Source organism: Nonomuraea sp. NPDC023979 (assembly GCF_040639085.1).
Classification (GTDB): domain Bacteria; phylum Actinomycetota; class Actinomycetes; order Streptosporangiales; family Streptosporangiaceae; genus Nonomuraea; species Nonomuraea ceibae.
Window position 1 is genome coordinate 60385 of sequence record NZ_JBEZZG010000003.1, and the last position, 26444, is coordinate 86828.

A 26444-nucleotide genomic window follows, 5' to 3' on the forward strand; every position below is an offset into this window, starting at 1 on the left:
GCTCACCAGCTCAGCGCCTTCGGCCGGCCCGCCGGCTCCGGCTCCCGCCCGCGCAGCACCGCCACCCCCAGCGGGACCAGCGCCACGCACAGCAGCACGGTGACCAGCACGTCCGGGATCGAGGCGCCCTTCAGCACCCCCACCCAGGTGCCGCCCGCCAGCAGCAGCATCAGCGCGCGGGCGGTGCCGAAAACGCCCGAGCGCCAGGCGGCCACGGCCAGCAGGAGCGTGCCCGCGTACTGGCCGACGGAGGCCATGACCGGGATGTGCCACGGCCCGTACGCGATGTCCACGTACTCCGCCATCACCCCGTCCGTCGCCCGCCCGAGCCCGGCCGACTCGGTGAGCTGGAACGCGGTCTGGTCGGCGCCCGCGAAGTACAGCCGGGCGAACAGCCCGGCGACCAGCAGCGCGCCGCCCCAGAACGCGAGCCCGCCCCCGGCCCGCTGCGCCAGCGCGACGAACGCCGGGAAGAGCAGCATCATCCCCAGCGCGAACACCCCGTACGCGAGCGTGATCAGGGCGGGCTCGGCGGTGTAGGCGAGCAGCTGCCCGTAGGCGGCGAACGGCTGCTCGTCGGCCCACGCTTGCTGCTCGGGGCTGAGCGCGGTGACCGTGGCCACGTAGCGCAGCAGGTAGCCGGCAGCCAGCACGACCGGCCCCGCCACCAGGGCCGCGCCGCCGATCCATCGTCCGGGAAAGTATGCGTTCATGCCGGGTGAGCGTGCCATCGGCAACCCCGGCCGATCATCTGCCGATCGTCACCCCACCCCCCTGTCGAAAGTAAGGCCCTTCCCCACGCGCCCGACGGCTGGAACGTCGGCCCGGTCGGGGGCCAGAGCGTCGCGCACGCGCACTGCCACCTGGTGCCGCGTTACGCCGGGGAGCCGCTCGCCGGACGCGGCATCCGCGCGTGGATCAAGGACCCCGCCAACCGGCCTCCCGGTGGCATGATGGGTAACGTCTGAATTCGGGGAGGTTTGTCGTGGGGGTGTCGTCCGTCGTGCTGCGGCCGGTGACGGAGGCGGATCTGGAGATGTTCCGCCGTTTCGCGACGGAGCCCGGCCTGATCGGGCTCGACTGGGGCGGGTTCCGCGACGCCCAGGCCCACGCGCGGCGCTTCGCCCTCGACGGCTATCTCGCCGCCGACCACAGCCGCCTCATCGTGACCGCGGACGGCCGGACCGCGGGGTTCGTCGACTGGCGGGAGAGCGGCTACGGCCTGGCGAAATACTGGGAGATCGGCATCGCCCTGCTGCCCGACTGGCGTGGCCGCGGCGTCGGCTGGCGGGCGCAGGCGGCGCTGTGCGACTACCTGTTCACGCACACGCCGGCCGAGCGGATCGAGGCGCGCACCCATCCGGAGAACATCGCCGAGCAGAAGTCCCTGGAGAAGGCCGGCTTCCGGCTGGAGGGCGTGCTGCGTTCGATCGAGTTCCGGGCGGGCGCGTGGCGCGACGGCTGGGTGTACGGCCGCCTGCGCGGCGACACGCCCTGACCCCGGCCCGCCGTGACGCGCCACCGGCGGTTCCGGTGATGTCGGCGCCGGTCGCTAGCATTCGCTGACTGGTTTTCCACACTGGGAGTCCTGATGCGACTGGTTTCCGCTTCGCTCGCCCTGTTAGCCGTCCTCGTGGCGGGGTGCGCGTACGCCGGAGGAGAAAAGGCGATCGCCATTCCCGACAGCGCGGTCGGCACGCAACTGGAGTGGTATCTGGACGCGGTCAACCGCACTCCGATTCCCGGCGACGAGCTCAAGGAGCACCTCAGCCCGGCTTTCCTGAAAGAAATCCCGGCCGCGCGGTTCAACGAGCTCGCCAAGGGCCTGGCCGGGCTGAAGCTGGACGAGTTGAGCAGCACGAAGCCGACCGAGCTGATCGGGCTGACGTCCATCCCGGCCGGGCAGAAGTACGACACGCGGATCTCCGTCGGCGACGACGGCAAGATCGACTACCTGCTGCTCGAACCCCAGTAGTCACCGCAGGTCAGTCGCGGTCCGCGTGACCCGGTCTGCGCCGCTGGACGTAGAGGCGGTTGCCCTGCGGGCCGGTCCATTCCAGCCGCACGACGCCGGGCACCGCCGTGTCGGCCAGGCGTGACGGGTCGGCCCAGTAGCCGAAGTTCGGGTTGCGGAAGAACGTCGCCCACAACTGCCCGCTGCGGTCGGCGAAAATGTTGTTGTGCCCGGCCCCGACCCCGGCGGTCCACCGTTCCGAATAGGGGCCTTCGAAACGGTCGGAGACGGCGATGACCGCGTCATATTGATATTGCGTACGCCCCGGTCCTGGCGGGTCGTAGGCATAACGGGTGCTGCCGTCGGCATTGGTCGAGGTCCGGTTCCACGCCGCGTGCAGGAGGAAATACTTGCCGCCGTGCTTGAACACGTACGCGCCTTCGAGATAAGGCTCCGGCGTGTAGAGCCGCTGCTGAAACTGCGACAGGCCGGTCGCCGGGACGATGTCCTCCATGTCGTCCCGGAATCTGGCGTACAAGTTGTTGTGCAGCACCAGCCAGGCGTCGTCGCCCTCGGTGTAGAGGCTGCCGTCGATGTGGTGGTAGGCGCCGGGCTCGATGAACTTGGGCCCGCCGATGAACGGGTCGCCGAACGGCTTGTCGTGGTTGCCTTCCACGAGCCGGTACGGGCCCTCGATCCCGCCCTCGCTGACGAGCATGAACGAGCCGACCTTGCGCGAATGGTCGCCCATGCACGCGACGATGTACCACCTGCCGCGGAAGTAATGGATCTCCGGCGCCCACGCCTGGCCGCGCTTGCCGAACTGGTCGTCGTGCCAGTATTCCTGCCACGGCGCGACGACCATGCGCCCCGGCCGGTTCTCGCCGGCGAACTCGGGCGACCACACCTTGCCCTTCTCGGCGCCGGGCCGGATGCCGGTCGTGTCGACAAGCCGCCACGGCCCGCGCAACGAGGGCGCGATCCACACGAAGATGCCGTCGTTCCACGGCCCTGCCGCTTCCAGGCCGGGCACGCGGGTGGTGCCGGTGGCGACGTAGACCGGCCGGCCGCCGACGACGAAGCAGTTGACGTACGTGTCGCGCATCCAGACCCGGCCGCGCTCGCGGTCGCGGGGGCGCAGTTCGAGCGGGAGGATGAAGGAGTTGTCCGGGCGCGGCCACAGGTCGGGCCGGGTGTCGGCGAGGCCATAGGGCTGCGGGTCGGGCCAGTTCGCCGGGTGCCGGCGCAGCGCCGAACCGGCCTGCGTGGCCTGTGCGGCGGTCGCGGGGAGCGCCGCCGCCCCCACGAGCCCGGCGACCCCGGTCAGCAGGGACCTGCGGCCGACGGACAACCGGTTGTCGGAACTCGTCATCAGTAACGTCCTCCCACGTCGGCTCCGGCTGCGCGGCCCGTTCCCGCACAGCGGCGCGTGCCGCAGAGTCTGCCCATGCCGCTCAAATTTGGTCAATAACGCGGAAAAAATCGGCCGAGGAGGCCGGGGCCGCTGACGGGAATGCGTCATCGCAGGTCAGAGCACTTCTGGACGGGGTCGCGGCGCCGCCGGCCGCGTCCCGTAACGTTCACATAACAGAGCGGGCCGTCGTCACTCCGGAAGGCTGATGACGACCTTGCCGCGAGCCGTCCCCTCCGCCAGGTAGCGGATGGCCTGCGGCACCTCGTCCAGCGCGAACGTCCTGTCGACCACCGGCGTGATCGCGCCCGACTCCAGGTGCCCGCGCAGGACGGCGAGCTGCGCCTGCTTGTCGGGGGTCGCGGCGTTCACCTTCAGCAACTGCTTCCTGAACGGCGAGAGCGCCATCAGCCGGACGAAATGCGGCAGGCTCCCCAGCCAGCGGCTGCCGACGCCGCCGAAATGGTCGTGCCCGATGAGGACGTACATCCCGTCGGGCGTCAACGCCTTACGGCAGTCCGCGAAGGAGTGATTCCCCGGGACATCGAAGATCAGGTCGTACCGCTCGCCCGTCCGGGTGAAATCCTCCCGCGTGTAGTCGATGACGTGATCGGCCCCGAGGTCCCGCACCAGATCCAGCTTCGCCCCGTGGTCGACCCCGGTAACGGACGCCCCGCCGGCCTTGGCCAGTTGCAGGGCGAGGGCCCCCACCCCACCGGCCGCGCCGTTGACCAGCACGCGCTGCCCGGCCCGCACCCGCCCCTCGGGCAGGTTCTGCAGGACGATCAGCCCGGCCGTCGGCACCGACGCCGCCTGCTCGAACGACACATTGCCCGGCTTCGACGCCAGCGCGCTCTGCGGAACCGCGACGTACTCGGCGAACGCGCCGCCGTTGCGCCACTGGTAACCCCGTACCGTCTCCCCGAAGACCTCGTCACCCGGCCGGAACCGGCTCACGTCCTTGCCCGCCGACACCACCAGGCCCGCCATGTCGGTGCCGGGAATGCGCAGCTTCGGCCTGGCCAGCCCGTTCCCCACCAGGCGCAGCACGTAAGGACGGCCGCTCACGACATGCCACACGTCCGGATGGACGGACGCCGCGCGCACCCGCACCAGCACCTCGTCGTCGCCGGCCGCCGGCCTGTCGACCTCGCGAACCTCAAGAAGGTCCGGCGACCCGTACGTCCGCTGAACGACCGCTTTCACCTGAACCTGCCCGCGGCGGTGAGATTCACGTTGAGGTGGTATTCGAACCAAGGGCCGCGCACCGGCCGGACGTCCTCCCGCTCGGCGAACGTCCAGTGCGGCCCGCCCGGCGGCGTCCACACATATCCATAAGGCTGGTTGTCCATGTCCCGGCCCTGTGCGAAGTAGACCAGGTCGTCCTCGCGGTGAATCGTCTCGAACGAGAGCTCCCCGATATTCCGCGCCCCGAGCTCGTCGCCCTCGCCGAGCGTGCGGGCGACCTCCTCCATCGCGGCGGCCGAGCGTACGAAACGCTCATTCTCCAGAGCCGCCCGTTCCCGCTTTCCCGGAGCCAGCATCAAGACCCCGGCCAGCAACGCCACCCCGGCCACGAGCACCACCGCCAGATAGGCGACCCTGCGTAACGCGGACTCCCCCACAACCGCCGTCCCATTCATGGCCCCATCTTCACACGCACGCGGTTCCGGCGATATCGAGATCAGCCGAGAAGCGGAAACTCGGCCCGCTCGTGCCACCGGTCGCCGTCACTCACGTAAAGGCTGATCGACGTGACCTGCGCCGCGAACGGCAGCCGCGCGCTCACCTCGGCCTCCACCTCACCGAGCACCCGCTCGTCCTGGCCATGAGCGACCGTGAGATGCGGTACGACCTCCGCGAACTGCCCGCCATAAGGAGGCGCCTCCGGCCACCGTTTCACCACGGCCCCGGTCAACTCCCGGAACGGCCCGCCGGGCGCCGGTTCGAGATAAAGCACCTCCGGAAAACGACCGCACCTTTCGAAACGGACAGTGAAAGGGGCGTGCGCGCCGAGAATCAACCCGAGTTCGCGCTCCGTCGCCGCGTCGATCCGGCCGGCGTCCAGAAAAGGCACGAGCACCGTGACGTGCGCCGGAACCCCCGTTTCGGTGAAAGAATCGAAACGCCGCCGCCAGTGCGCGACGAAAGGCTCGGCCTCCTTCACCACGGCCAGCAGCGCGCTCTCTCCCGCTCGGCCTTTTCCCGTACTGTCGTCCGGCATGACACCATGATGGCAGCACACGCCAGTTTGCCCGCACGGAGGAACGATGAATATCGGGGCTGTCGAAATCCTTCTCATCGCGGTGCTCTGGGTCATCCCCGCGATGCTGGTCTTCTTCGGTCTCTATTGGACGATCCGCCTGGCGATCAGGCACGAGATGCGTCGCTCGTCGCCCCCGCATCAGAGAGAGCGGTGATCCCCACCCGTCGACGGTCGGCGGACCATGAAGACGTCCACCTCGTCCTCGATCTCCACCGCGAACCCGTGCCGCTCGTACAGCCGCCGCGCCGCGCTGCCCTGCAACACGTCCAGCCAGACCACGGCGCCCTCGCGGTCACACCGTTCCAGCAGGCTGCGCAGCACGGCTCCGCCGATGCCCCTGCCCTGCGTGGCCGGGTCCAGGTAGAAATGCTCCAGCCAGTACGCGTCACCATCGGGCCGCAGCGCCACGCATCCGGACCAGGCTCCGGCGACCTCGATCACCCAGGTGTGCGCCGGGGTGAACGCCTTCCGCAGCCGCTCCCGCACGTGTACGGCGTCGTACCGCCCTAGCCGCTCCAGGTCCGGCCTCAGCACCACGGCCCGCAACTCGGCCACCGCATCCACGTCCGCGGCCGAAGCCGGACGAAGCTCCCAATCCGCCACGACGGCGATGATATCGGCGCTATCGTCCTTGACCATGACCGAGCCCGCCTACCTGAGTTCCACCCGGCAGGCGTACGACACCGTCGCCGCCGACTACGCCGAACTCCTCCGCGACGAGCTCGACACCAAGCCGCTGGACCGAGCCATGCTGGCGGCCTTCGCCGAACTCGTACGGACTCCGGAGACCGGTGAGGTGGCCGACCTCGGCTGCGGTCCCGGGCGGATCACCGCCCACCTGCGGGACCTCGGGGTGAACGCGTTCGGCATCGACCTCTCGCCGGAGATGGTGGCGATCGCCCGCCGGACGTACCCCGGGCTGCGGTTCGAAGAAGGCACGATGACCGCGTTGAACCTGGCGGACGAGGCCGTCGGCGGCGCCGTCGCCTGGTATTCGACCGTCCACACCCCACCGGCGGTGCTGCCGACCGTCTTCGCCGAGATCCACCGCGTGCTCGCCCCCGGCGGCCACTTCCTGATCGCGTTCAAGGCCGGCGACGAACACCGCCACGCCCAGCGCGGCTACGGCCACGAACTGTCCCTCGACATCTACTGGACGCCGCCGGAGCTCATCGCCGAACTCCTGACCGGCTCCGGGCTCGTCCTCGACGCGCGGCTCATCCGCGAGCCCGACGACACCGAGAAGCCCCGCTCGGGTCCGCAAGCCTTCTTCCTCGCCCACAGAACGCCATGAGCGCCGACGAACCCTGCGTCTTCTGCGCGATCATCGCAGGCCGGACCGAGGCCGGCATCGTCCACGCCGACGCAACGGTGGTGGCCATCCTCGACCACCAACCGGCCACCCCCGGTCACGTCCTGGTGATCCCCCGCAGGCACATCCCCAGCCTGGCGGAGGCCGACGACGCGACCGGCGCCGCAATCTGGCGCCTCACATCCGGGCGCGCAGCACGTCGACCTCGCAGCCGGGCAGGGTCGGGTCGAAGCCGTGCTCGGTCAGCCAGCGGATCCCCAGCAGGCTCCGCAGCGACCACCACCCGTGGATCACGTCGAGATCGACGTCCGCCTCGTAGCCGGCGACGACGTCGTCCAGGTGCTCCTCGTGTCCCAGCGTCAGCGTGGCGAGGTCGTACAGGGCGTCCCCCCGGCCGGCCTCGGACCAGTCGATCACGCCGGTGACCTCATCCCCGTCCACGAACACATGACTGACCTGCAGATCGCCATGCGTGAACACCGGCGTCCACGGCCGGAGCGCGGCCTCGGCCACCTCGCGGTTCCGCGTGACCAGGTCGGCGGGAAGCACGCCGTTCGCCACGAGCCACTCGCATTCGACGTCGAGCTGCGACGCGACCTCGTCGAGGCTCCGGCCGGGCCACGGCGGCAGCGGCGCCTCATGCAGCTTGCGCACGGCGGCGCCGGCCGCGGCCCACGCCGCCGAAGACGCGGTCGACGGCTCGCCCAGCCGGCCGAGCGCCCGCCCCGGGAGAGCGGCGAGCGCGAGCACCGGCGGCTTGCGCCACAGGACCTCCGGGGTGGGAACCGGTGCCATGCCCATCGCCTCGACCTCGACGTCGGTGCGAGCCTGATCGGCGTCGATCTTCAGGAACACGTCACCGGCACGCAACGTCGCCCGCTCACGATGGGCGACCACAACCCGGACCTCTGTCACGCCGGCCATTATCGTCGCCAGGTACCGGTAAATCCCGCAATTTCCGCTCACGTACGGGAGGACTGAACGGTGCACCAAGGGCCCACCGCCTCGAAGGCAGCCGGCGGCACCGGCAGGGCTGACCTCGGCGTACGCGCTCGCGACAAGAAGGTCGGCGTCCGGGCGGGCGTCGCAGGCGATCCCAGTACGCCCCCCGAGATCCTGCGGGCCATGACCACGGACCCCTCGCGCAGGGTCAGACAGGCCCTCGCGGCTCGGACCGATGCGCCGGCTGACGTGCTCCGTGCACTCGCCGGCGACCCGGACCTGAAGACCCGTCGAACCGTTGTCGAGAATCCGGCCTGTCCACCTGACGTTCTGGTGGCGTTGGTGGAAGACCCTCACCAGTCGGTCCGGTGGTCACTGCCGGACCATCCTGCCGCCGACGCCGAGCTGCACCGTGCCATCTGCCGGTCCGCGGACGAGGTTCTGCGCAACCTACTCGCTGGGTGTCGAGGACTGGACGAGGAAACCAATGCGGCACTGGCCGGGGATCGCTCGGCGATCGTCAGGGCGAGCCTGGCGGCGCATACCGATGCCCCGGACATCCTGGCGACCCTAGTTGCCGACGCCGATCCCCAGGTACGCGCCAGTGCGGCGCGGAACTTCCGCCTCACGGTGGATCAACTCCGCCTGCTCGCGAACGACAGGTCCGCCGTCGTGCGCGAAGCCGCTGTGCAGCCGGAATGGCTCCCTCTCGACGAGCTGCGGCGTCTCGCCCGTGATCGATCGATCTACGTGCGATGGTGCCTGGCCATGGATCCCACCACGCCGGAATCCGTCTTACGGATACTCGCCGAAGATCCGCATCCCGATGTGGAGGCCCAGGCTCGGGCGAACTTGTCGCAGAGAGCGACGTCAGCCGGCGCGTCCCCGAGCGCAATGAGGCTGGTCGACGAGGGAGACTGACCGGATGAGATGGAACGTCTGGGTCGCCGATTGGCAGATGCAGTGCTGCGGCGAGCCGTTCAGCGTCGGCGCGACGGTCTCGTGGACCCTGGTCCCGGCCGACCGGGCGTGGCTGGCCCAGGCCCTCGGCGAGGAGACCGCCGCCACGATCGAGTGGAGCGAGGAGCACCACGACGAGCCGTCCGCCGACCAGATGCGCGTCGAAGCCCAGGTCGCCGGCATCTCGGCGGTCCACGCCCGCATGCGGCTCGCCGAAGGGAAGGACCCCTACTCCTACCCGGTCGACGGAGTCCTTTCGCCGCTGGCCTCCGCCGACGGGTGGACTCCGAACCAGGGCGAGCGGGAGTTCATCGGCTACCTCGTCACCCTCACCGCCGACGAAGATCCGCTCACCTGACCGGGCGCGTCAAGCGGTGCTCCGGGTCATCTCCCGCAGTTCGCCCCGGGTGGATTCGCAGTCCATCGCCCGCAACCGGGCCAGCACCGGTCCGGCGTCCGCGTTGAACCGCAGCTCCTCCGGGCAGCCCTCGACGATCCGCCACAGCAGCGCCATGGCCGCGCCGGAGTCGCCGTCCATCGCGTGCGCGGTCGCCACGGCCAGCAGGTGCCGCGCCTGGCGGTCCTTGTCGGGGAGGCGGTCCACGTCGACGCCCGCCGCCAGGCGGATCGCCTGCGCGTACCGGCCCGTACGGACCGAGACCGCCACCCGGTGCAGCTCCACCTCCAACGCGAACTCCGGGCCCAGCCGGTCACCGATCTTGCGGGCGTGGTTCAGCAGCTCCTCGGTACGCAGCACGTCGCTCTCCTCGGCAGCGGCGAGCGCGGCCGTCAGGTAGCAGAGCCCGGTGACTTCCAGCGACTCGGGCCGGTCTCCGATCACCGCCTGGCACAGCCAGTGCGCGTCGGCGTACCGGCCGAGCGAGACGAGCACGCCCGCCACCTCGGCCTGGGTGATCGCCGAGCCTCCCGAGGAGGCCACCGCGCGGTCGGCGGCGACCAGGGCCAGCGCGTGCTGGCCGCAGCTTCGCAGCAGCGCCGCGAACAGCCGGTACACCTGGGTGAGACCGGCCGTATCGGCTTCCCGGTCCGCGCCGGTGGCGCTCCTGGCCGACAGGTCGGCCATCGACAGCAGCGGTGGCAGGCGGCGGCGCGTCTCGGTGTAGCGGCGGGGCGAGCGCTGCCAGATCTCCCACGCCGCCATCACGTGGTGCCGCACCCGCGCCACGCTCTCGGCCGCCTCACCGGTGAACCGGCCCGGCAGCAGCAGCGCGTTCCCCACGTCGTCCGATTCGCCGGGGTCGCGGGCGGGTGGGAGTTTCGTCGGGCCGCCGACGAGCTCGGAGAGGTCCTCGACGCGGAGCACTTCGGCGATCCGCATGATGGTCGACAGCCGGTCCAGGGGCTTCACCCCGTTCTCGACCAGCCGGAGCCATTCCTCACTGCAGCCGACCAGGTCGGCCAGGGTTCGCCTGGTAAGGCCGCGCGAGCGGCGTCTGGCCATGATCCGCGCGCCGTCCACCAAGAAATCGCCGACCATATCGCCACATTAGGTGACGAATTTCCAGGCCATCGATGGCCGGAAATGACGGCAACTTTTTGCCGCCCATACCCGCCTGAAATGTCGGCTATTCTGGAGGGTCGCGAAGACGCAACTCCAGTTGGATCCAGCCGGTCGGGCTCCGCCGACACTGCCGCTACACCATTCGGCAGGAGGAGACCACGATGGCGATCGACGTCGAGTCGATTCGGAAGGAATTCCCGTTCTTCGAAACCGCCCCTGACGGTTCCCGCCCACCCGTTTACCTCGACAGCGCCGCCACCACGCAGAAACCCGCCGTCGTCCTGGACGCGTTGAACGATTACTACATCCGCGCCAACGCGAACGTGCACCGCGGCGTGTACCGGCTGGCCGTACGGGCGACCGAGCTGTACGAAGGCGCCCGAAGCAAGATCGCCGCGTTCGTACGGGCCCCGCGAGCCGAGGAGATCGTGTTCACCAAGAACGCGACCGAGGCCGTCAACCTGCTGGCCAACGCGGTCATCTGGGCGGACGGGCGGCTCCGCGTCGGCCCCGGCGACGAGATCGTCCTGACCGAGATGGAGCACCACTCCAACCTGATCCCCTGGCGGCTGCTGGCCGAACGGGTGGGCGCGAAGGTCAGATACCTGGGCATCACCGACGACGGCCGGCTGGACCTTTCCGACCTGCGCGAGAAGATCAACGATCGGACCAAGGTCGTCTCGGTCGTCCACGCCTCGAACATCCTCGGCACGGTGAACCCCATCGCCACCATCGCCGCCCGCGCGCACGAGGTCGGCGCCCTCATGGTCGTCGACGCGGCCCAGTCGGTCCCCCACCTCGGCATCGACGTCACCGCGCTGGGCGCCGACTTCGTCACGTTCTCCGGCCACAAGATGTGCGGCCCCACCGGCATCGGCGCCCTGTGGGGCAGGTACGAGCTCCTGGAGGCGCTCCCGCCCTTCCTCGGCGGCGGCGAGATGATCGAGAACGTCGCGGTGGACGCCATGCACTACGCCGCTCCCCCGCTCAAGTTCGAGGCCGGCACGCCCCCGGTCGCGCAGGCCGTCGGCCTCGGCGCCGCCTGCGACTTCCTGAGCAAGATCGGCATGGACGCGATCGCCGCCCACGACCAGGCCCTCATCGAGTACGCGCTGGACCGGCTCGGCGACGTGCCCGGTGTCCGCTTCATCGGCCCGACCGACACCGTGGACCGGCTGCCGCTGCTCTCGTTCGTGGTGGACGGCATCCCGCTGCAACGTATGCGGACGAGCCTGGACGAGGCGGGCATCGCCGTCCGGTCCGGCAACCACTGCGCGCAACTCGCGTGCAGCCGGTTCGGCGTCCCCGCCGCGATCCGGGCCTCGTTCTACCTGTACAACTCCGCCGACGAGGTCGACATCCTGGCCGAGACCATGGAAGCGGCCACGAGGTCCCGGACCACCATGACCGCGGACACGTCATTCGATGTCAGCCAGGTGCGCCCGTACAAGGACATCCTGCTCCCGTCGATCTTCCAGCCGTGGGCGGAGCACCTGGTCGAGGCGCTGTCGCCGGCCCCCGGCACCAAGGCACTGGACGTCGGCACCGGCCCCGGCACCGTCGCCCGGGCGCTGGCCAAGGCGGTCGGCCCTACCGGCGCCGTGGTCGGCACCGACCTCAACCCCGCCATGCTCGCCCTCGCCGCCGAACTCCCTCCCGTCGACGGCGCCCCTATCCAGTACGCGGAATGCGGCGCCACCCTGCTGCACGTCTCCGACCAGGCGTTCGACCTGATCACCATGCAGCAGGTCCTGCAGTTCGTGCCCGACCGCGGCGCGGCGCTGGCCGAGATGCGACGGGCCGCCCGCCCCGGCGCGCGGATCGCCATCGCCACCTGGCAGCCGCTGCACCGCAACCCGCTCTTCCGCGCCCTGCACGACGCTGTGGCCTCGGTCCTCGGCCCCGACAAGGCCGACCTCTTCCAGGAGCCGTGGTCCCTGCCCGGAGCCGAGGTGGCCACGCTGGCGAGGGAGGCGGGCTTCGCCGACGTCGAGCTGCGTGAATGGACGTTGCCGGTCACCGTTGCCGGCGGGCCCGACGCGATCTGCTGCCTGTTCGACTTCTCCGCGGTGAGCCCGTACATCGGCTCGCGCCGCGCCGACCTCACGGCCGCCGTACGCGCCAATCTGGCGCACTGCACGGACGAGGCCGGCGTCCACTCGGAGACCGCGGCGACCCTGGTGACCGCCCGAGCCTGACCACCGCCTTCGGCCGTGAGGGCCACCTCCCGCCGGGAGGTGGCCTTTCCCCTCATAGGACCTGGCCGTCCGATCCGGCGAACGGTCCGCTCCCCGCCGAGGTCACACTGGCCGATCGCACGGTGATCACGGCGTGACGTGGAGATGGGACGCTTCGTCGATGGACCTTGCGGAGTTCGCCGCGGTGAAGCAGTCGGTGATGAGCGAGTCCTTCCCGAGCGCCGGGGATGACCTGGGTGGCATGGTGATGGACTTCGATGCTTACCTGTGGCAGTCGCCGTTGATCAACGAGGTGTCGGTTCGCCGTACCGGCGACAGGAGCAGCCTGATCGCTGCTACGTGCCAGGCGGTGCCGGGGTGTTCGACGGCGGAGCTCGCCGCGGAGCTCGAACGGGTCTGGCTGGGGGATCTCAGGTACTCCCACTTCGAGGCCCACGTGATCACTGCGGATGAGCGGAAAGTCCGCCTCGACGGAGTGACGCAGATCGCCCCGGACGGCTTCTATGTAACGGCCTCCATCATCGCTGAGACCGCTCAGCCCGCTGATCGGGCGCCCGAGGGCCACGTACCGTCTGGCTAGGGGGCGTGTGAACGCGCGGCTTGCGACCTTGTCCGCATCGGGGCAAAGGGAAGCGGGTCACGGCTGATTCGACGACAATCAAGCCCATGCACGAGAGGCTTCCCTTCACCTCCGAGTCGAGCCTGGGAGAGCTTTCGGAGGTCGAGCGCCGGCTGTGCGACGTGTTCTTACGTGGCGACCTTCTCGATCTGCGGACGGGGGATCAGGAGAAGGACGATCCCGAGCGCAGCGCGGAGTGGGGCAGAGAGCGGCAGGTGCGGGCCGAGCTCATCGTCGCGTTGCTGCTCGCGGCGGTGGAGCCGGATCCTGGCCGGGTAGCGATACTGCGGCTTGCGGGGGCCCGAGTGATCGGTGACCTGTCGTTGGCCTACGCGGAAGTACGAGCTCCACTGCTTTTGCGGGAGTGCAGCTTCGACGAGCCGATATGCCTGGACGAAGCGACAGTTCGGTCGGTGAACCTCACCGGCAGCACCATTCCGCTCAGTGGTACGTGCTTGACCAACCCGCATGGGAACGCTCTCAATGCCGACGGATTGGTCGTCGAGGGAGACATGTTCTGTCGGATTGGCTTTCAGTCGGAGAGTGAGGTCCGCCTCTCCTCGGAGCTCGCACGGAGCAGATCATGACCGAAGATGAGATCTTCGAAGCGGTACGGTCAGCCCCTGGGCCCGATGTACTGGCGGTGGCCTCGCCCCAGGCGGTCGCTGAGGCTGAAGAGGCCATCGGATACCCGCTTCCTTCGCTGCTACGGCGGTTGTATCTGGAGGTGGGGAACGGAGGTTTCGGTCCTCGCGGTGGCATCATCGGTGTACGAGGCTACGACTTCTGGAAAAGCGATATCTTCGCGGATATAACTGAATCGGCCTTGGCGTTTAGAACCGAGCCGTACGGACGACGCGCAGGAATGATCCAGTTGTTGGACTGGGGGTGTGCAATCGCGTCACTGCTGGATTGCCGCGATCCCGAGGGCGCGATGTGGGGATGGGATCCCAATCTGTGTTGCCTGGATCACGCACTCTTCCCTCAGAACATCACCTTCGCTTCGTGGCTCACGGAGTCGATCGGCCGCGAATTCGCCGAACCGTTCTATGACGGCTACTTCGAGGTCTTGCCGCAAGATGGTGCAGAAATAGTGGTGAGCATCACCGGAGAAGCGGAGGAGGATCCGTGCAGGTGGTCACCGCCTGTATGGGTGAAGGGCAGGAAGCCCGGCACCTGGGCGCGCCGTCACATGTCCCGATGACTCACTGGTTGGCTTGGTACGCGAGCACGGGGCCCAGCTCTGGAGACCGTCGCTTGGGCGGCGAGCTGGGTGGAGTCCTGATCCTGAGTGACCGAGGTCGACCCCGCCGCTCTCCAATTAGCCCGCTACTGGCCCGGCAATCAGCCCACGACCTGGCGTCTCTCGCGCAAGCTTCATCCCGACCGTGGCTTTCCGGAGGACAAGGCAAGGTAGGCGACGCCGGCCGAGTCCAGGACGTTGATCCACTCAGGATGATCGAGATATGCGTTGTCTGGAGCGGTAGGGCCGAGGTCATCGAGGACGCGTAAGAGGGCCTCGACCACCATTTGGACGAGGTCGGCTTCTCGCTGATCAACGAAAAGGTGAGGGATCAATGCTCGTGCGCCGTATTGGTCGATGAAGGTGTCGTCGATGAGCCAGTGCACGGCAGCAGTGAGATCCGGCCACCCCTTCTCGGATCGCCATTGCTGGTTCTGGTAGTCGCGGTCGCCTAAGGCTCGTAGTGCATCGAGCACGTCTTCACGTCGCTCTGGCCACCGAACCCGCGTTTCCTGCGGATGTTTTTCCTCCACGGGACCCCAAGCTACTTGGGACTTGTCAATGTCCCCGTCCATGATGGCGTGCTGGTCGGCGGCGAGGGGCCCGGAGATCACACTCGACTAGTGCTGTTCAAGGCATGGAAGCTACCTTTGATGGCGTCTCAGGTGGCTCCTGGTAGGCGGATGCTCAGGCGTCCACCTCAGCCGCCTACGAGCCCGGCGTGACGCGTGGCGATCATCCCGGAGCTGGAGCGTCCCCGCCGGAGGCGTGGCTTTGACGTTTACCAGTGCTGGGGTCGAACACTGCGGTTCAGACCTCATTCCCAGTTGTCGAGGACGATGACGGGCGCCTCTTCCACATCCAGCCACTCGGCTTCGATACCCATGCCGGTGGACGCCTCGATGAACGCGAATGCCGCGCTGAGCTTGCCGCGGTAATCCTCCGGGTCGAGGCGGTCGAGCATGGCGCGGAATTCGGCCAGGATACTCGGATCGCCCTCCTCGATGATGTGCTCGGCGAAGACGAAGTTGCGCATCCGCGCTCTGATCTTTCCGTCGGCCGCGTAGAGGATCGTGTATCCCCCGTTGAAGTGCCAGGTCGTCATCCACACACGTGATTTCCTACTGAGTTCGGTGAGGACGTGGTCGGGCGTGGCGAAGCCGTGGGAGAACTCGAGGAAACCCCAGGCTCCTTCACCCTCGTAGACGAAAAGCACGGGCAGGAATTCTTCGCCGGCCTCCTCTCGGGGGTATGCCATGATGCGTTCCTCGGGGTCACGACCTCCGTTCAGCCTCCACAGGAGGTCGTCCACTGTGATCTCTTCGTCGAGGGGTTGCACCACGGTCCAGCAGAGTCCGCTTTCGAACCACTGCTGCTGATTGAAGAGATTGCGGTAATGATCGATCACGTGATGATTGTCGCGGAAGCTGCCAGGGGAGAAACACCCTTTCAGCTTCTCCAGTGAGCTGCGGTGAGGAATGCTGGGTGGATCCGGGATCGGCCCCGAGTACGTGCTGCGACCGCGCCGGGTATATGGGTGCGGTGGCACCGCAACCCCGGCCGGTGCGTTCGGTTGGTACGACGGGGCTGGCGTGCGGTGCCCGGCCCAATGTCCCGCTGCCGTTCAGGACCGACCCCCAGGCTGTACGCCCGGATGGCGGGCGGGCTGAGGTGCGGGGTACGACAGCGCGCCGCGCCGCCGCCTTGATACCTACAAGAACTATTCGCCGTGTCGTGCGGGCGCAAAGTAGTTGATGCCACAAGGACATCAGCCCAGAGGATTTCCATAGACGTGTCCACAGTCCAGACCACGAACGCGACGCAACAGAGGGCGGGTGACGGGATTCGAACCCACGCTGCCAGCATGGGAATTGCACAGATCACGCCTCGTAGGGCATTGACCTAAGGCTGAGGCCGGTCGTGAGCGACCGTCGTTGACTTCTCGTTGCCGCCCTTAATGGCACGCTAATGGCACGACGATCAGGCTCTCGAACTCAGTCGTTGCCACCATGAAGGCTTGATGACTCGGGCGGTTGTGCCGCGTGGCACCTCACCTGTCATGGCGTACTTGAAGAACGCCTCAAGGTCATGCTCGCTCCCGTTGTGGATCCGCTTAGCGACCTTGTTATGCGGATAGCCCCGAAGTTCCTCAAGGCTCTCCACGGCTGCGGCGTTCTCATCCGTGCAGTACACCCATTTCCAGTCGCTATTTCGGACGATCATCTCGCCCAGATACGCCCCCGCACTCATGATCACGCTGTGGATCACCTCAGGAGGCGGCTTCGAGGCGGCGAACTCGGTGCAGTAGTTGTCGAGGTGGTGAATGAACGCCGGGTCCCAATCGAAGGAGTTGGGCTTGATCCGGTTTGACGGACATCCGAGATCAGGGGTTCGTCCCCGGAAGGATGTCCATGATGGAGAGCATGGGGAAGAAGAAGCCGCGTCCTCGCCGCTCGTTCACGCCGGAGTTCAAGGCCGAGATCGTCGAGCTGTGCCAGCGGGGCGACCGATCGATCCGTGAGGTGGCTCAGGACTTCGATCTGACCGAGACGGCGGTGCGCCAATGGGTGCGCCAGGCTGAGGTCGACGAGGGGCAGCGGGATGGGCTGACCAGCAGTGAGCGGGAGGAGCTGGCGGCGCTGCGGCGGGAGAACCGGCGGCTGCGCGAGGACATCGATGTCCTGAAGCGGGCGACGGCTTTCTTCGTGAGGGAGACCCGGTGAGCGTGCACCCGTTCATCGAGGCGGAGAAGCAGGGCGGTCACAGCGTCAAGCGGGCGTGTGAGCTGCTGGGAGTCTCCCGTGCCGCCTTCTACGCGCGCCGCACCGCCGTCCCTGGGCCGCGTGCGATGCGCGATGCCGAGCTGGCCGGGCAGATCGCCGAGTTGCACGCGCGCTCACGAGGCAGTTACGGCGCGCCGCGGGTGCACGCGCAACTGCGGCGGGACGGGCAGCGGTGCGGCCGGCGGAGGGTGGCCCGGCTGATGCGCCTCCTGGGCCTGGCCGGCCGGTATCGGCGCCGCCGGCAGGTCACCACCATCCCCGACCCGCACGCGAGCATGCGGCCGGACCTGATCGAGCGCGACTTCACGCCGGACCCGACCGGACTCGATAGGCGCTGGTGCGGCGATATCACCTACGTGCCGACCGAGGAGGGCTGGCTGTATCTGGCCACCGTGATCGACATCGCCTCGCGCCGGGTGGTCGGCTGGGCGACGGCCGATCATTTGCGCACCGGCCTGGTCGCCGAGGCTCTGCAGCAGGCCTGCGCCCGCCGCCGCCCGAGCGGGCCGGTGACTTTCCACTCCGATCGCGGCTGTCAATATACGAGCGCCGCCTACGCGCAACTGGCCGGGCGGCTCGGCGTGCGGTTGTCGGTCGGACGGACCGGTCAGTGCTGGGACAACGCGCTGGCCGAGTCGTTCTTCGCCACACTCAAGGGCGAACTTCTCGATCAGCGGTCCTGGCCTACCCGCGCCGCGGCCCGCAGCGCGATCTTCGAGTTCATCGAGGGCTGGTACAACCTGCACCGCCTGCACAGCAGCCTGGGCTACCGTAGCCCCGCCGACTACGAGGCAGTCGCAGCGGCCTGACCACCACAACGATGGTGTCCGTCGGAGCGGAGCAAGCTCAGAGTATCCGTCCTCGCGTGTGTGCTCCACGAACAGCTCAGCCAGGCTTCGCATGTACTCGGCAGTCTCAGCGTCGCTGGGTGGCGGCGCCTGCTGCGACCTCCTGCGCACTATCGACTCCTACGTCCCGGTTCGGATCATCAGCGCAGCTTCTCATGACACGGTTTGGGAACGGAAGCATCGCCCGCGCACCGCGCGCACCCGCCCCGACTGATCATCCCGTCTGCCGTTGCCCTGGTCTGCTCGGCTTCTCGAGCGGGAGCATGGCAAAGGGATCCTTTGTGAAGGCGCCCCCACCCGGCTCGGCAGAACAGAGCGCTCGGCCTGGACGGGCTGTCCCAGACCGCGTGGAAGCTGAGGAGAACTGCTCAGTTATCGACGCTGGGCCTCTGGCCTGCCCGCCCCGGTTGCGAAGCCACTCGACTTACCAAGCTTCAACATGTCGTCGAACGCCTGAGTGCCCGACACCCTTCAGCGTCAGCAAGACCGCACCAGTCCTTGGGCCGCTGCCAAGCGTGTTCAACGGCGGAGGGCGACCTGCGCTCGTTGTGAACTTGGTGCTGCCCGGCGACCTTCACGAGCTGGAGGCTCTTATCCGCTCTAGAACAGCGTCGTCCTCTACGCGGCCTTCGCGGCCGGCACTGGTCCGACGCGCTCGACCTCCACTGTGGGGCCTCGGTGTCCACTCCTGAATGCGCCCCTGGCCGGGGGCTGCTGCGTCACCAATCGCGGGTCGCGATCAACTCTTCTACGTCCGCGTCCGAAAAGCCGTAGGCCGTCGCCACAAACCAGAAGTCCTCGGCGATCACCTCGCGAGCCACGGTCTCGATCTCGCTGTCAGCCGCCTCGAATTCCGCCTCCAGTTCGTTGAACTCCTCTGTCGCCGCATGGGTAAGTGCGTACAGTGCCGCGAGATCCGATGGCCCATCGGCCTCGATGCGCTCGCACAACCGCAGCAGGATCCCTCTGCCCTTGTCAACGACGTGGTCGGGGTAGTAGCCGTCCTGGTACATGCCCTTGAGAAAGGCGTGGCCGGCTATCTGCTGGTTGGTGGGCGGCACCTTGATCTCCTGTCTCGCCGTCATTCGGTGTGCTGATACTGCACCACACCACCGACAACGAGGGCTTCCTCATCGATCCACAGCACGATGGCGACGTGGAGTGCGCAGGCCGGATGGCCATGCGGTTGCCGGACACCTATCCAACGGGCCCATACGAAATGACCCCAGGCGACCGGTCAACGGCCCGGGGAGCTCGAGGGGCGGCAGCCCCTCGACCAGGGGCGCAGCCCCATGAAACACAGCGTGAGCAGCATGAGGCGCGAAGCGCCTGACAAGCGAAGACGAAGCAGTTGAGAGCGGGTGGCGGGAATCGAACCCGCGCCGTCAGCTTGGGAACTGCACGGATCACCGCACGCGAGGGCTCTGAGCTGGGCTGAAACCGGGTCGCGAGTGACCGTGGTTGCCCCCTCGTCACCCTGTCTAACTGTACGGCGATCAGCCTGCGACCTGGCGTCTCTCACATGACGCGCGCACCATGCCCGCCTGATCACCCCGTCTGCCGTCGACCTGCCCGCAGGGGAGGCGGGCCAGGGCCAGGGGGTCAAGGCGGAGCGCCCCACTGGACGAACGACCTTGCCGCCTGGCCCTGGTCTGCTCGGCTTGTCCCGAATCGATGACGGGCGGGATGATCAGGCTTCCACCTCAGCCACCTACGGCCCCCGCCCAGTAGCGCGGCGATCATCCCGGAGCCGGAGCGCGGTTGCGCCCCCGCCGGAGGCGTATTGTCCGGCAACGCATTCTCGGAGATGATCACCTGATGCACGGAGACGAGACGCTGGTCCGAAATCTGGCCGGGCTGGTTGTGGATCTGGCGTGGTTCCTGGAATCGGCGGATGACTCGGTTGTCGATCCTGATGACGCGCTGGAGCAGTTGGAGTGGATGAGCCACAGGTTCAGTCAGCTGCCGGCCGAGGATCGACTCAGATTGATCGCGCTGATCCGCGAGAGGGCGGAGTCGGAGTCTGAGCCTGAGTTTCGCGAGTTTCTGAAGGCGTTCCCGGAGGCATCCGGGCTGCTCGATGTAGACGACTGACCTGGTCACGCGGCGGTGCGGCGTTCGGTCGGCGCGTTCGGCGCATGCGGTGTGGGGGCGCAGGGCTCCGACGCGCGAACTTCACCCGCGCATGGGCGGCGGCGCTCAAGAAGGCCGAGCTCAGCGGCTTCCACTTCCATGACCTTCGTCACACGGGCAACACCTTCGCCGCACAGTCCGGCGCGACTCTACGGGACCTGATGACCCGCATGGGACACTCGTCCACCCGGGCGGCGCTGATCTACCAGCACACCGCGGTGGAGCAAGACAGGGCCATCACGGACGCTCTCGGCAAGCTCGCTGAGGAAGCGCTGAAGCCGGAAGAGCAAGGTCCAGACCGATCGGGCACGTAACGGGCGCAGAAGATCGGAAACGGTGCTAGAAACGATCAAAGCCAGGTCGGGAACCCATCCCTGACCTGGCTTCTCGTTCGGAGAGCGGGTGAAGGGAATCGAACCCGCGCTGTCAGCTTGGGAACTGCATCGATCACGGCCCACTGGCGCGTTGAGCTGGGCGGAAGGCCGGTCGTGAGTGACCGTGGTTAACCCCTTGTCACCCCTCTTAATGGCCCGCTAATGGCCTGACGATCGGCCGACGGCCTGGTGTTTTGCGCAGTGCGCGCACTCCAGTCGCCTGATCACCTCGTCGGCGCCAACTCGGCCCGAAGCGTTGCGGGTCAAGGTGAAGCATCCTTAGCTGGAACAACGGTCCACCGTCAGTAGAGGCACGGGCCATACTACGAAGGTGGCGATCAAGTATGGGATCAGTTCCCTGTCAGATCCGCTTGCGTTGACCGAGCAGACCGATTGGGCCTCGCTCGAACACGTCTTGGGACCGGCCGAGGATACCCCGATCGCGCTGACCGACCTCCTCGATGGTGTTCCAGAGGCGCAAGCCAGAGCTGTCGATCACCTCAACGATCCAGTGCACCATCAGAACTCTCTCTACTCGGCAACTGTCCCGGCAGCCCTGTACGTCGCCGCGATCCTCAGCGATTCGCGCACCGACACCTTGATACCAGGCGGTGAGGGCGGCCAGCGGTACCCGTTGCGCCAGGCGTTGCTGGACTGGTTGGGATCAATAGCCGACGAAGTCGGTAACGATGCTGAAGCGACGTGGCTCCGCGCTGGCTTCTCTCCTGAGGAGAGCCCGGAATTCATGGCGGTCCGAGCCATCCGTCCAGCGCCTTTCCAGGCCGTGGCCGCGTTCTTTCAAGACGCCAACCTCATCGTCCGGGAGGCCGCCATCGCCGCTGCCATCCCGCTCTTGGACGCCCCGGAACTCACCGGTCATCAAGCCGATCTTGCGCCCATCGTGCGCGGCGTCCTGGCTGCCAGTTCGAACCGGGTTTATCGGCACATCGCGCTATGTGGTCTCGGTACATGGGGCGAAGAGACGGCTTCGCTCGTAGACAGGACGGAGTACTTCAGCGATGAGCCGCCTTTTTGATCAGTAACAGCACTCTCGCGAGTCCGGCGACGGTGATCAGCCACGCTTTTCGGTGAGCCAGGGTGAGGAACGAACCCTGGCTCACCGATCGCCCCCAAGCGCGTATGGCGACCGGCCACCCCGTGGCGATCGAAAGGGCTGCATCTGCGCGGCGGCGCGGCAACCTCGCCCGGTGCGTTCGGTTGGCACGGCGGGGCGGCGTGCGATGCCCGGCCCGGTGTCCTGCCGCCGTCCGGGACCGGCCCCCAGGCCGCACGCCCGGACGGCGGGCGGGCGGAGGGCCGGGGGTGCGGCGGCGCGCCGCGCCGCCGCCTTGATATCTACGGAAGGTCGGCTATCAGCTTGGGGCTGGCGGCGATGGTGGCGTGAGAGGTCATGCTGTGTGGGCTGCCGTCCAGATCGACCACCGTCGCTCCGGCTTCTCGGGCGATGATGACCCCTGCTGCGGTGTCCCAGGGTTTGTTGCTGAGCATGATGTTGGCGTCGATCCTGCCGTCCGCCACCCAGGCGAGGTCGATCGCCGCGGAGCCGAACATTCGCACGCGCTGGACACGTGCGGCCAATTCTTGGGTGAGAGCGAGGCGGGGGCGGTTTCGTTCGTGGGCGTTCTCGCCGACTGCATAGTCGCCGAGGGCCACGATGGCGGTTTCCAGCTCACGGGCTTCGCTGACCTGGATTATGGTCCCGTTGGCTTGGGCGCCGGCTCCTTCGGCTGCCGAGTAGCGGAGGTTGAGAAATGGCAGATCGATCACCCCGAGAGTGGGCACGTTCTTGTCAACGAGGCCGAGAGACGCGCCGCAGAGTGGGATGCCGTGCAGGAAGTTGGCTGTTCCGTCCACCGGGTCCAACGCCCACATCAAACCGTCGCCAGTGTGCGCAATTCCTTTTTCTTCGCCGAGGAATCCGATCTCGGGTGTTTCCTGCGTCAGAAACTCGCGGACGGCTTGCTCAACGGCGTAGCCCACCTCGGTCGCCATGTCGCGGTCGCCCTTGCTGGTGACGACGCCGGGCGCCCGGGTTCTGATGATCTCGCTGGCGATCGAGACGGCTTGTTCGGCGATAGGGAGAAGGGTTCGGGCGTCGATGGTCATATGGGTTTGCTCCGCTCGCACATATCTCTGAACACCTGGTCGAAGACGGGGAACAGCCCCTACGCCGCAGTGTTGTCCTTGATCACAAGTGTCGGTGAGTCGACTCCGCGGGCCTGCGGCAGGTACGGCTGCACCACGCAAAGCATCCGGTCCACGATGAGGATGTTGAAGCGGATCGTCTCGTCGTTGACGTGCAGTTCGAGGCGTTGGGCTGAGGCGGTGTCTAGCCGATCGCGCAGCCTCGTCAGCATGGTGATGTTGAGCGCTGTGAGGGTGGTCAGTGTGCCATCGGTGTAGCCCTCTTCTGCCTAAAGGGCGCGGATCGCCTGGCCGTTCGGGTCGAGGAAGAGGCACCGGCTTCGAGTGCCAGTGTCGAGCAGTCGCTTGAGTTGGTGATCCGGGTAGCTCTGGCACAGGACGTTGAGTGAGAGGCCTGCGGCGTTGATCTCCTCCGCGGTGTCGAACAGGGCCGAGGCGGGGTAGGCGGAGGAGAGGTCTCAAGGACCTCATGGCACGGATGGGACACGACAACGTCCGGGCCGCGATGATCTACCAGCATGCGGTCAGGGGCGCCGACGCGGCGATCACCAACGCCATCAATCGGCAACTCGAAGCACGAGACGATGACGACGAAGAAGGGCCTGCGGGGGTCCTGGTCCCGGCAGGGTGATCATGAGCTGATGGCCCGTGAAGATCGAACCAGCCCAGACATGATCAAGGCCCGGGTCGGGATTCACATCCCCACCTGTGCCTTCACCATGAGAGCGGGTGACGGGAATCGAACCCGCGCTGTCAGCTTGGGAACTCTTTCACGATCACGGCCTCTGAGCAGGGGAACGCTGGCCTGGCCGTATGCCGGTCAAGTACCCGTGAGTCCCCGGGACTTCCCTCTGGTCACCGACCGAACGGGCACGCAACGGGCACGGGATGCCCAACCTGCTGTCTGTAGTTGTCTTGGCCTCGGAGGGAGCAGTAGTGCGAAAATTGATCTATGCGGTACTTCAGCGAGACGGGCTGGACTGCGATCTTCTCCGGGACGGAAACCGAGACCGGACGCATGCGACCGGTGGAGGCATGGGATTCTGCCACTGGGGTGGCGCTGGTAGTGGATCCCCAAAGAGGTGCGCTGCGCCCCGTCACCGACTGGCCGGACTTCTCCCACTTGGAACAGGGAGAGCGCGTTGTGAGCGTCATCCCAGGAGGTGGATGGCGTGCTCACTGGAACGAGGGATACGACGGTACGCCAGTGACTGAGGAAGTTCTTGCTTGGCTGATCCATGCCGATGGCCGAGCCACGCCCATCAGCGTTGAACCTGATGGCGACGTGACCACAGCGGAGTTGGCTGATCGTATTCTCGCGCTCGGACAGGATCTGGACTGAGTCGACTGCCACGCTCGGGCCTGGGACTGTGACCCTGAACTGACCCTTTGCTTGGAGCGGGTGACGGGAATCGAACCCGCGCTGTCAGCTTGGGAATTGCAGGGATCTTGGCTCGTAGACGCGTTGACCTGGAGCTGAGGCCGGCCGTGAGTGACCGTGGTTGACCCCTCGTCACCGCGCTTAATGGCACGCTAATGGCACGGCGGTCAAATGCTCTTTGTTCAACGGAGCGGGAGCGCTCGCACTCTGATGCCTGCGGGGGCAAAGGCCACGATCGCACCCGTAGACAGGTGAGGGTCGAGGACATCAAGGTGGTTAAGGATGATATTCACCAGCTCAGGCGGTCGAAGCTCAAGGATCTCCCGCACAAGCATGACCGAGGGCTTGGTGGTACGGGCCTGAGCCAAAAGCGCGCCGAAGTCTGTATCCGCCGAGACGATGACCCGGTCGTCCGCCATGGCAAGGGCCATGATCGTGGAGTCCGGCGCACTCGTCGCTTGGAGATCGCGCACGTGCACCGCATCGTGACCGGCCTTCGCCAGCAGTTCAGCGACGCGCGGTGACAGGTTCTCATCAATCAGGAAGTTCACGCCGGCTCTCGGAGGCGGTAGAAGTGGACGTTCGTGGAGGCCGCTGCGTATTCCAGCCCCTGCTTGATGTCCTCGCGTTCGAGGTCGGGGTAGTCCGACAAGATCTCATCGAAGGTCCATCCAGCCGCGACAAGCCGTACCACCGTCTCCACGGTGATCCGCAGCCCTCGGATGGTCGGTTTGCCTTCGAGCTTGTCGGGCTCGACAGTGATCCGATCGAAGTTCATGGTGTCTCCCCTCCATCTCGATACTGCCAGCTCGCACCTGTGCTAGCGACCGCGATACCACGGCGACATGAAGAGAGATGAGGAAGATCAAGGAAACGGCCAGTGTCAGAGGCCTGGCTCAGCTTTCTGTGGGCGGGTGACGGGAATCGAACCCGCGCTGTCAGCTTGGGAACTCTTTCAAGATCATGCCCTCCGACCAGGGAAAACGCTGACCTGGGCATCCGCCCGTCGAGTGACCGTGAGCCCTCGTGACTCCCCGCTGATCGCTCTCCGAACGGGCACGCAACGGGCACGCACTTGCCACTGCCCGTGTGAGCCGCCGATACTTGTGGTGATCCGCTGGCAAGCCCGCCCTCGTACCTGCTTGGTGAGCCGTATGGCGGCGCGGCGGGGCACTGGCGAGGCGAAGGCGTCTTGGAAGTCAGCGGATATCCAACATGCGGATTAAAAGCTCGGCCGATCATGGTTCCATGCCATCTCATCTGGACCAACACCAGCGATTGACCTGCATGAAACTTCGTCGGTGAACGGATGAGAACTGCAACCGGCCATGCGTTCTGACGGATTCCGTCGGCAGTGCCGACGGCTTTACAGGGCGTCGCGCGTGCCGGTCTCACATGGCCACCTACCTGCGGCGGGGCGATATCACCTGCCACATGCCTCGTGATCATTCCGCGCATACTCCGGATCACAAGATGGAATGCGGTGAGCGTTGTCCCACACGAGAGAGTTAGTGCACGCGCCACTCGTCGGCCGGAATGCAGTCGTACATGGTGTTGGCCCAGTCGTTCGGTCGGCCAAATACCAGCCGGGTGAGCAGAACGTCGCCGGCTCGCTGCGGGCGTGGGTATACCCCAAGCTCTTCTGAGCCGATGTCCCCGTCTGGGGTGATCCTTACTTCCCTGCCGGTCTTCTCCAGGTAGGTGCTGAGCTCGGCTGAGAGCTCTGAAGGCGGCCGGCCTACCAGTCGGATCCCATCGAACGAGACCTGGGGCCCGGACAAGGCATCGACAGTTACGCAGGTCAGACCCATAGGGCCGACGTAGTAGCCCTCGATGTCCACTCGGGGGATGCCCGGCGCTTCCTCTCGGTACATGGGAGCGTCTACGGCGCGGAATTGTGTGCGCAACTGCTCAAAGGGGCCGACCTTGCCAACCTGGTAGACGGCCTCGGAGGTGTATCCCTGTGTCTCCATCGCGACGATCGCTTCCTGCAGGCTCATACCGAAGCGCAATGGGCCGACACGCTCAAGTGGCGCGTAGTCCCACTGGTCTCGATCGGATTCGTCTACCACCGTCCACAGGCCATGCCACACTTCCCGGCACTCCTTCGAACTCCGTCGGTTGGATGAAGTTCGCCACCCTATCGGCGTTGGTAGTACGCAGCCCTATCGAGCGCTACTCCTCCGGCAGTTTGGGATGCCTTCCTGCAGGGCGATCAGCCACGTGGCCCAGTGGGCCGGGGCTAAGGAACGAAGCCCCGGACCTTCGATCGCCCCCAAGCGCAAACGGCGACCGGCCATGCAGTGGCGATCGTAGCGCTGCATCTGCGCGG

General features: G+C 67.0%; 32 protein-coding genes and 3 pseudogenes. 18 read left to right on the top strand and 17 right to left on the bottom strand.

What is annotated here, in order from left to right; all coding sequences use genetic code 11:
• Window positions 1-2: 2 nt before the first annotated feature.
• Window positions 3-713: a hypothetical protein gene (locus AB0G11_RS06620; RefSeq protein ID WP_219512544.1), complete on the bottom strand. Its 711-nt coding sequence runs from the start codon at window positions 711-713 to the stop codon at window positions 3-5.
• Window positions 714-985: 272 nt separating this feature from the next.
• Between AB0G11_RS06620 and AB0G11_RS06625 the strand changes: the two genes are divergently transcribed.
• Together AB0G11_RS06625 and AB0G11_RS06630 are read left to right on the top strand one after the other, a co-directional pair.
• Window positions 986-1498: a GNAT family protein gene (locus tag AB0G11_RS06625; RefSeq protein ID WP_219512546.1), complete on the top strand. Its 513-nt coding sequence runs from the start codon at window positions 986-988 to the stop codon at window positions 1496-1498.
• Window positions 1499-1591: 93 nt separating this feature from the next.
• Window positions 1592-1975: a Cpe/LpqF family protein gene (locus AB0G11_RS06630; RefSeq protein ID WP_357584405.1), complete on the top strand. Its 384-nt coding sequence runs from the start codon at window positions 1592-1594 to the stop codon at window positions 1973-1975.
• Window positions 1976-1985: 10 nt separating this feature from the next.
• On the opposite strand, the gene AB0G11_RS06635 is transcribed toward AB0G11_RS06630, so the two are convergent.
• The 5 genes from AB0G11_RS06635 to AB0G11_RS06655 all read right to left on the bottom strand — a co-directional run bounded on the left by AB0G11_RS06635 (window position 1986) and on the right by AB0G11_RS06655 (window position 6234).
• Window positions 1986-3326, bottom strand: coding sequence for a family 43 glycosylhydrolase (locus AB0G11_RS06635; protein ID WP_357584407.1), 1341 nt, complete (start codon window positions 3324-3326; stop codon window positions 1986-1988).
• A 231-nt stretch (window positions 3327-3557) separates the two neighbouring features.
• The gene (locus AB0G11_RS06640; RefSeq protein WP_357584409.1) at window positions 3558-4571 is read right to left on the bottom strand and encodes an NAD(P)-dependent alcohol dehydrogenase; all 1014 of its coding nucleotides are present in this window, start codon (window positions 4569-4571) and stop codon (window positions 3558-3560) included.
• Window positions 4568-5008 (bottom strand): hypothetical protein, encoded by a 441-nt coding sequence (locus AB0G11_RS06645; RefSeq protein WP_357584411.1) that lies wholly within the window; start codon window positions 5006-5008, stop codon window positions 4568-4570. The genes AB0G11_RS06640 and AB0G11_RS06645 overlap by 4 nt, the downstream gene beginning before the upstream one ends.
• A 41-nt stretch (window positions 5009-5049) precedes the next feature.
• Window positions 5050-5589: a 2'-5' RNA ligase family protein gene (locus tag AB0G11_RS06650; protein WP_357584413.1), complete on the bottom strand. Its 540-nt coding sequence runs from the start codon at window positions 5587-5589 to the stop codon at window positions 5050-5052.
• Between the two features lie 180 nt (window positions 5590-5769).
• The gene (locus AB0G11_RS06655) at window positions 5770-6234 is read right to left on the bottom strand and encodes a GNAT family N-acetyltransferase (RefSeq protein WP_357584415.1); all 465 of its coding nucleotides are present in this window, start codon (window positions 6232-6234) and stop codon (window positions 5770-5772) included.
• Between the two features lie 34 nt (window positions 6235-6268).
• On the opposite strand from AB0G11_RS06655, the gene AB0G11_RS06660 reads away from it, so the two are divergent.
• Both AB0G11_RS06660 and AB0G11_RS06665 read left to right on the top strand, forming a co-directional pair.
• Complete coding sequence (locus tag AB0G11_RS06660) at window positions 6269-6925, top strand: class I SAM-dependent methyltransferase (RefSeq protein WP_357584417.1); 657 nt, start codon at window positions 6269-6271, stop codon at window positions 6923-6925.
• Window positions 6922-7110, top strand: a pseudogene (locus AB0G11_RS06665) (HIT family protein); the annotation flags it as partial. The gene AB0G11_RS06660 and the pseudogene AB0G11_RS06665, both read left to right, overlap by 4 nt.
• 10 nt (window positions 7111-7120) lie before the next feature.
• On the opposite strand, the gene AB0G11_RS06670 reads toward AB0G11_RS06665, so the two are convergent.
• Complete coding sequence (locus AB0G11_RS06670) at window positions 7121-7858, bottom strand: phosphotransferase (RefSeq protein WP_357584419.1); 738 nt, start codon at window positions 7856-7858, stop codon at window positions 7121-7123.
• 69 nt (window positions 7859-7927) lie between these two features.
• Between AB0G11_RS06670 and AB0G11_RS06675 the strand changes: the two genes are divergently transcribed.
• Both AB0G11_RS06675 and AB0G11_RS06680 read left to right on the top strand, forming a co-directional pair.
• Window positions 7928-8806, top strand: a complete 879-nt coding sequence (locus AB0G11_RS06675) for a hypothetical protein (RefSeq protein ID WP_357584421.1) — start codon at window positions 7928-7930, stop codon at window positions 8804-8806.
• Between the two features lie 4 nt (window positions 8807-8810).
• Window positions 8811-9203 (top strand): DUF6578 domain-containing protein, encoded by a 393-nt coding sequence (locus tag AB0G11_RS06680; protein WP_357584423.1) that lies wholly within the window; start codon window positions 8811-8813, stop codon window positions 9201-9203.
• Between the two features lie 9 nt (window positions 9204-9212).
• On the opposite strand, the gene AB0G11_RS06685 is transcribed toward AB0G11_RS06680, so the two are convergent.
• Window positions 9213-10343: a helix-turn-helix domain-containing protein gene (locus AB0G11_RS06685; RefSeq protein WP_357584425.1), complete on the bottom strand. Its 1131-nt coding sequence runs from the start codon at window positions 10341-10343 to the stop codon at window positions 9213-9215.
• 185 nt (window positions 10344-10528) lie between these two features.
• On the opposite strand from AB0G11_RS06685, the pseudogene AB0G11_RS06690 reads away from it, so the two are divergent.
• The 5 genes and pseudogenes from AB0G11_RS06690 to AB0G11_RS06710 form a co-directional block, all read left to right on the top strand.
• Window positions 10529-11758 (top strand): annotated as a pseudogene (locus AB0G11_RS06690) (SufS family cysteine desulfurase); the annotation flags it as partial.
• A gap of 12 nt (window positions 11759-11770) precedes the next feature.
• Window positions 11771-12565, top strand: coding sequence for a methyltransferase domain-containing protein (locus AB0G11_RS06695; protein WP_357584946.1), 795 nt, complete (start codon window positions 11771-11773; stop codon window positions 12563-12565).
• 160 nt (window positions 12566-12725) lie between these two features.
• Complete coding sequence (locus tag AB0G11_RS06700; RefSeq protein WP_357584427.1) at window positions 12726-13145, top strand: hypothetical protein; 420 nt, start codon at window positions 12726-12728, stop codon at window positions 13143-13145.
• 86 nt (window positions 13146-13231) lie between these two features.
• Entirely contained in the window at window positions 13232-13771 is a 540-nt protein-coding gene (locus AB0G11_RS06705) for a hypothetical protein (RefSeq protein ID WP_357584429.1), read from the top strand.
• On the top strand, window positions 13768-14388 hold the full coding sequence (locus AB0G11_RS06710; protein WP_219512611.1) for an SMI1/KNR4 family protein: 621 nt from the start codon (window positions 13768-13770) through the stop codon (window positions 14386-14388). Before AB0G11_RS06705 ends, AB0G11_RS06710 begins: the two co-directional genes overlap by 4 nt.
• 173 nt (window positions 14389-14561) lie before the next feature.
• Here AB0G11_RS06710 and AB0G11_RS06715 read toward each other — a convergent pair whose 3' ends face one another.
• The 3 genes from AB0G11_RS06715 to AB0G11_RS06725 all read right to left on the bottom strand — a co-directional run bounded on the left by AB0G11_RS06715 (window position 14562) and on the right by AB0G11_RS06725 (window position 16695).
• Window positions 14562-14960 carry a hypothetical protein gene (locus AB0G11_RS06715; protein ID WP_219512612.1) on the bottom strand — a complete coding sequence of 133 codons (399 nt, stop codon included), beginning with the start codon at window positions 14958-14960 and terminating at the stop codon, window positions 14562-14564.
• Between the two features lie 284 nt (window positions 14961-15244).
• Window positions 15245-15835 (bottom strand): hypothetical protein, encoded by a 591-nt coding sequence (locus AB0G11_RS06720; protein ID WP_219512614.1) that lies wholly within the window; start codon window positions 15833-15835, stop codon window positions 15245-15247.
• Between the two features lie 572 nt (window positions 15836-16407).
• A complete protein-coding gene (locus AB0G11_RS06725) occupies window positions 16408-16695 on the bottom strand; it encodes a hypothetical protein (protein ID WP_357584431.1) in 288 nt (95 codons plus the stop codon).
• A gap of 155 nt (window positions 16696-16850) precedes the next feature.
• Here AB0G11_RS06725 and AB0G11_RS06730 point away from each other — a divergent pair, with 155 nt between their 5' ends.
• Together AB0G11_RS06730 and AB0G11_RS06735 are read left to right on the top strand one after the other, a co-directional pair.
• Window positions 16851-17150 carry a transposase gene (locus AB0G11_RS06730; RefSeq protein WP_219520095.1) on the top strand — a complete coding sequence of 100 codons (300 nt, stop codon included), beginning with the start codon at window positions 16851-16853 and terminating at the stop codon, window positions 17148-17150.
• Window positions 17147-18019 carry an IS3 family transposase gene (locus AB0G11_RS06735; protein WP_357584433.1) on the top strand — a complete coding sequence of 291 codons (873 nt, stop codon included), beginning with the start codon at window positions 17147-17149 and terminating at the stop codon, window positions 18017-18019. The genes AB0G11_RS06730 and AB0G11_RS06735 overlap by 4 nt, the downstream gene beginning before the upstream one ends.
• Before the next feature lie 758 nt (window positions 18020-18777).
• Here the strand turns inward: AB0G11_RS06735 and AB0G11_RS06740 are convergent.
• On the bottom strand, window positions 18778-19143 hold the full coding sequence (locus AB0G11_RS06740; RefSeq protein WP_357584435.1) for a DUF5713 family protein: 366 nt from the start codon (window positions 19141-19143) through the stop codon (window positions 18778-18780).
• A 733-nt stretch (window positions 19144-19876) separates the two neighbouring features.
• Between AB0G11_RS06740 and AB0G11_RS06745 the strand changes: the two genes are divergently transcribed.
• The 3 genes from AB0G11_RS06745 to AB0G11_RS06755 all read left to right on the top strand — a co-directional run bounded on the left by AB0G11_RS06745 (window position 19877) and on the right by AB0G11_RS06755 (window position 21601).
• A complete protein-coding gene (locus tag AB0G11_RS06745; protein WP_219512632.1) occupies window positions 19877-20152 on the top strand; it encodes a hypothetical protein in 276 nt (91 codons plus the stop codon).
• Between the two features lie 44 nt (window positions 20153-20196).
• Window positions 20197-20505: a tyrosine-type recombinase/integrase gene (locus AB0G11_RS06750; protein WP_357584437.1), complete on the top strand. Its 309-nt coding sequence runs from the start codon at window positions 20197-20199 to the stop codon at window positions 20503-20505.
• Between the two features lie 391 nt (window positions 20506-20896).
• Window positions 20897-21601, top strand: a complete 705-nt coding sequence (locus AB0G11_RS06755; protein WP_357584439.1) for a hypothetical protein — start codon at window positions 20897-20899, stop codon at window positions 21599-21601.
• A 320-nt stretch (window positions 21602-21921) separates the two neighbouring features.
• Here the strand turns inward: AB0G11_RS06755 and AB0G11_RS06760 are convergent, their stop codons facing one another.
• Window positions 21922-22692, bottom strand: coding sequence for an inositol monophosphatase family protein (locus tag AB0G11_RS06760; RefSeq protein WP_219516805.1), 771 nt, complete (start codon window positions 22690-22692; stop codon window positions 21922-21924).
• Between the two features lie 59 nt (window positions 22693-22751).
• Window positions 22752-23159 (bottom strand): annotated as a pseudogene (locus tag AB0G11_RS06765) (DUF5919 domain-containing protein).
• Between the two features lie 50 nt (window positions 23160-23209).
• Between AB0G11_RS06765 and AB0G11_RS06770 the strand changes: the two are divergent.
• Together AB0G11_RS06770 and AB0G11_RS06775 are read left to right on the top strand one after the other, a co-directional pair.
• On the top strand, window positions 23210-23362 hold the full coding sequence (locus AB0G11_RS06770; protein ID WP_219516807.1) for a hypothetical protein: 153 nt from the start codon (window positions 23210-23212) through the stop codon (window positions 23360-23362).
• A 321-nt stretch (window positions 23363-23683) separates the two neighbouring features.
• On the top strand, window positions 23684-24073 hold the full coding sequence (locus tag AB0G11_RS06775; protein ID WP_357584440.1) for a hypothetical protein: 390 nt from the start codon (window positions 23684-23686) through the stop codon (window positions 24071-24073).
• 221 nt (window positions 24074-24294) lie between these two features.
• Here AB0G11_RS06775 and AB0G11_RS06780 read toward each other — a convergent pair whose 3' ends face one another.
• From AB0G11_RS06780 to AB0G11_RS06790, 3 genes are all read right to left on the bottom strand, one after another.
• Window positions 24295-24663, bottom strand: coding sequence for a DUF5615 family PIN-like protein (locus tag AB0G11_RS06780; protein ID WP_188195486.1), 369 nt, complete (start codon window positions 24661-24663; stop codon window positions 24295-24297).
• On the bottom strand, window positions 24660-24890 hold the full coding sequence (locus AB0G11_RS06785) for a DUF433 domain-containing protein (RefSeq protein WP_103961631.1): 231 nt from the start codon (window positions 24888-24890) through the stop codon (window positions 24660-24662). Before AB0G11_RS06785 ends, AB0G11_RS06780 begins: the two co-directional genes overlap by 4 nt.
• 730 nt (window positions 24891-25620) lie before the next feature.
• Window positions 25621-26205: a hypothetical protein gene (locus AB0G11_RS06790; protein ID WP_219516810.1), complete on the bottom strand. Its 585-nt coding sequence runs from the start codon at window positions 26203-26205 to the stop codon at window positions 25621-25623.
• Window positions 26206-26444 lie beyond the last annotated feature (239 nt).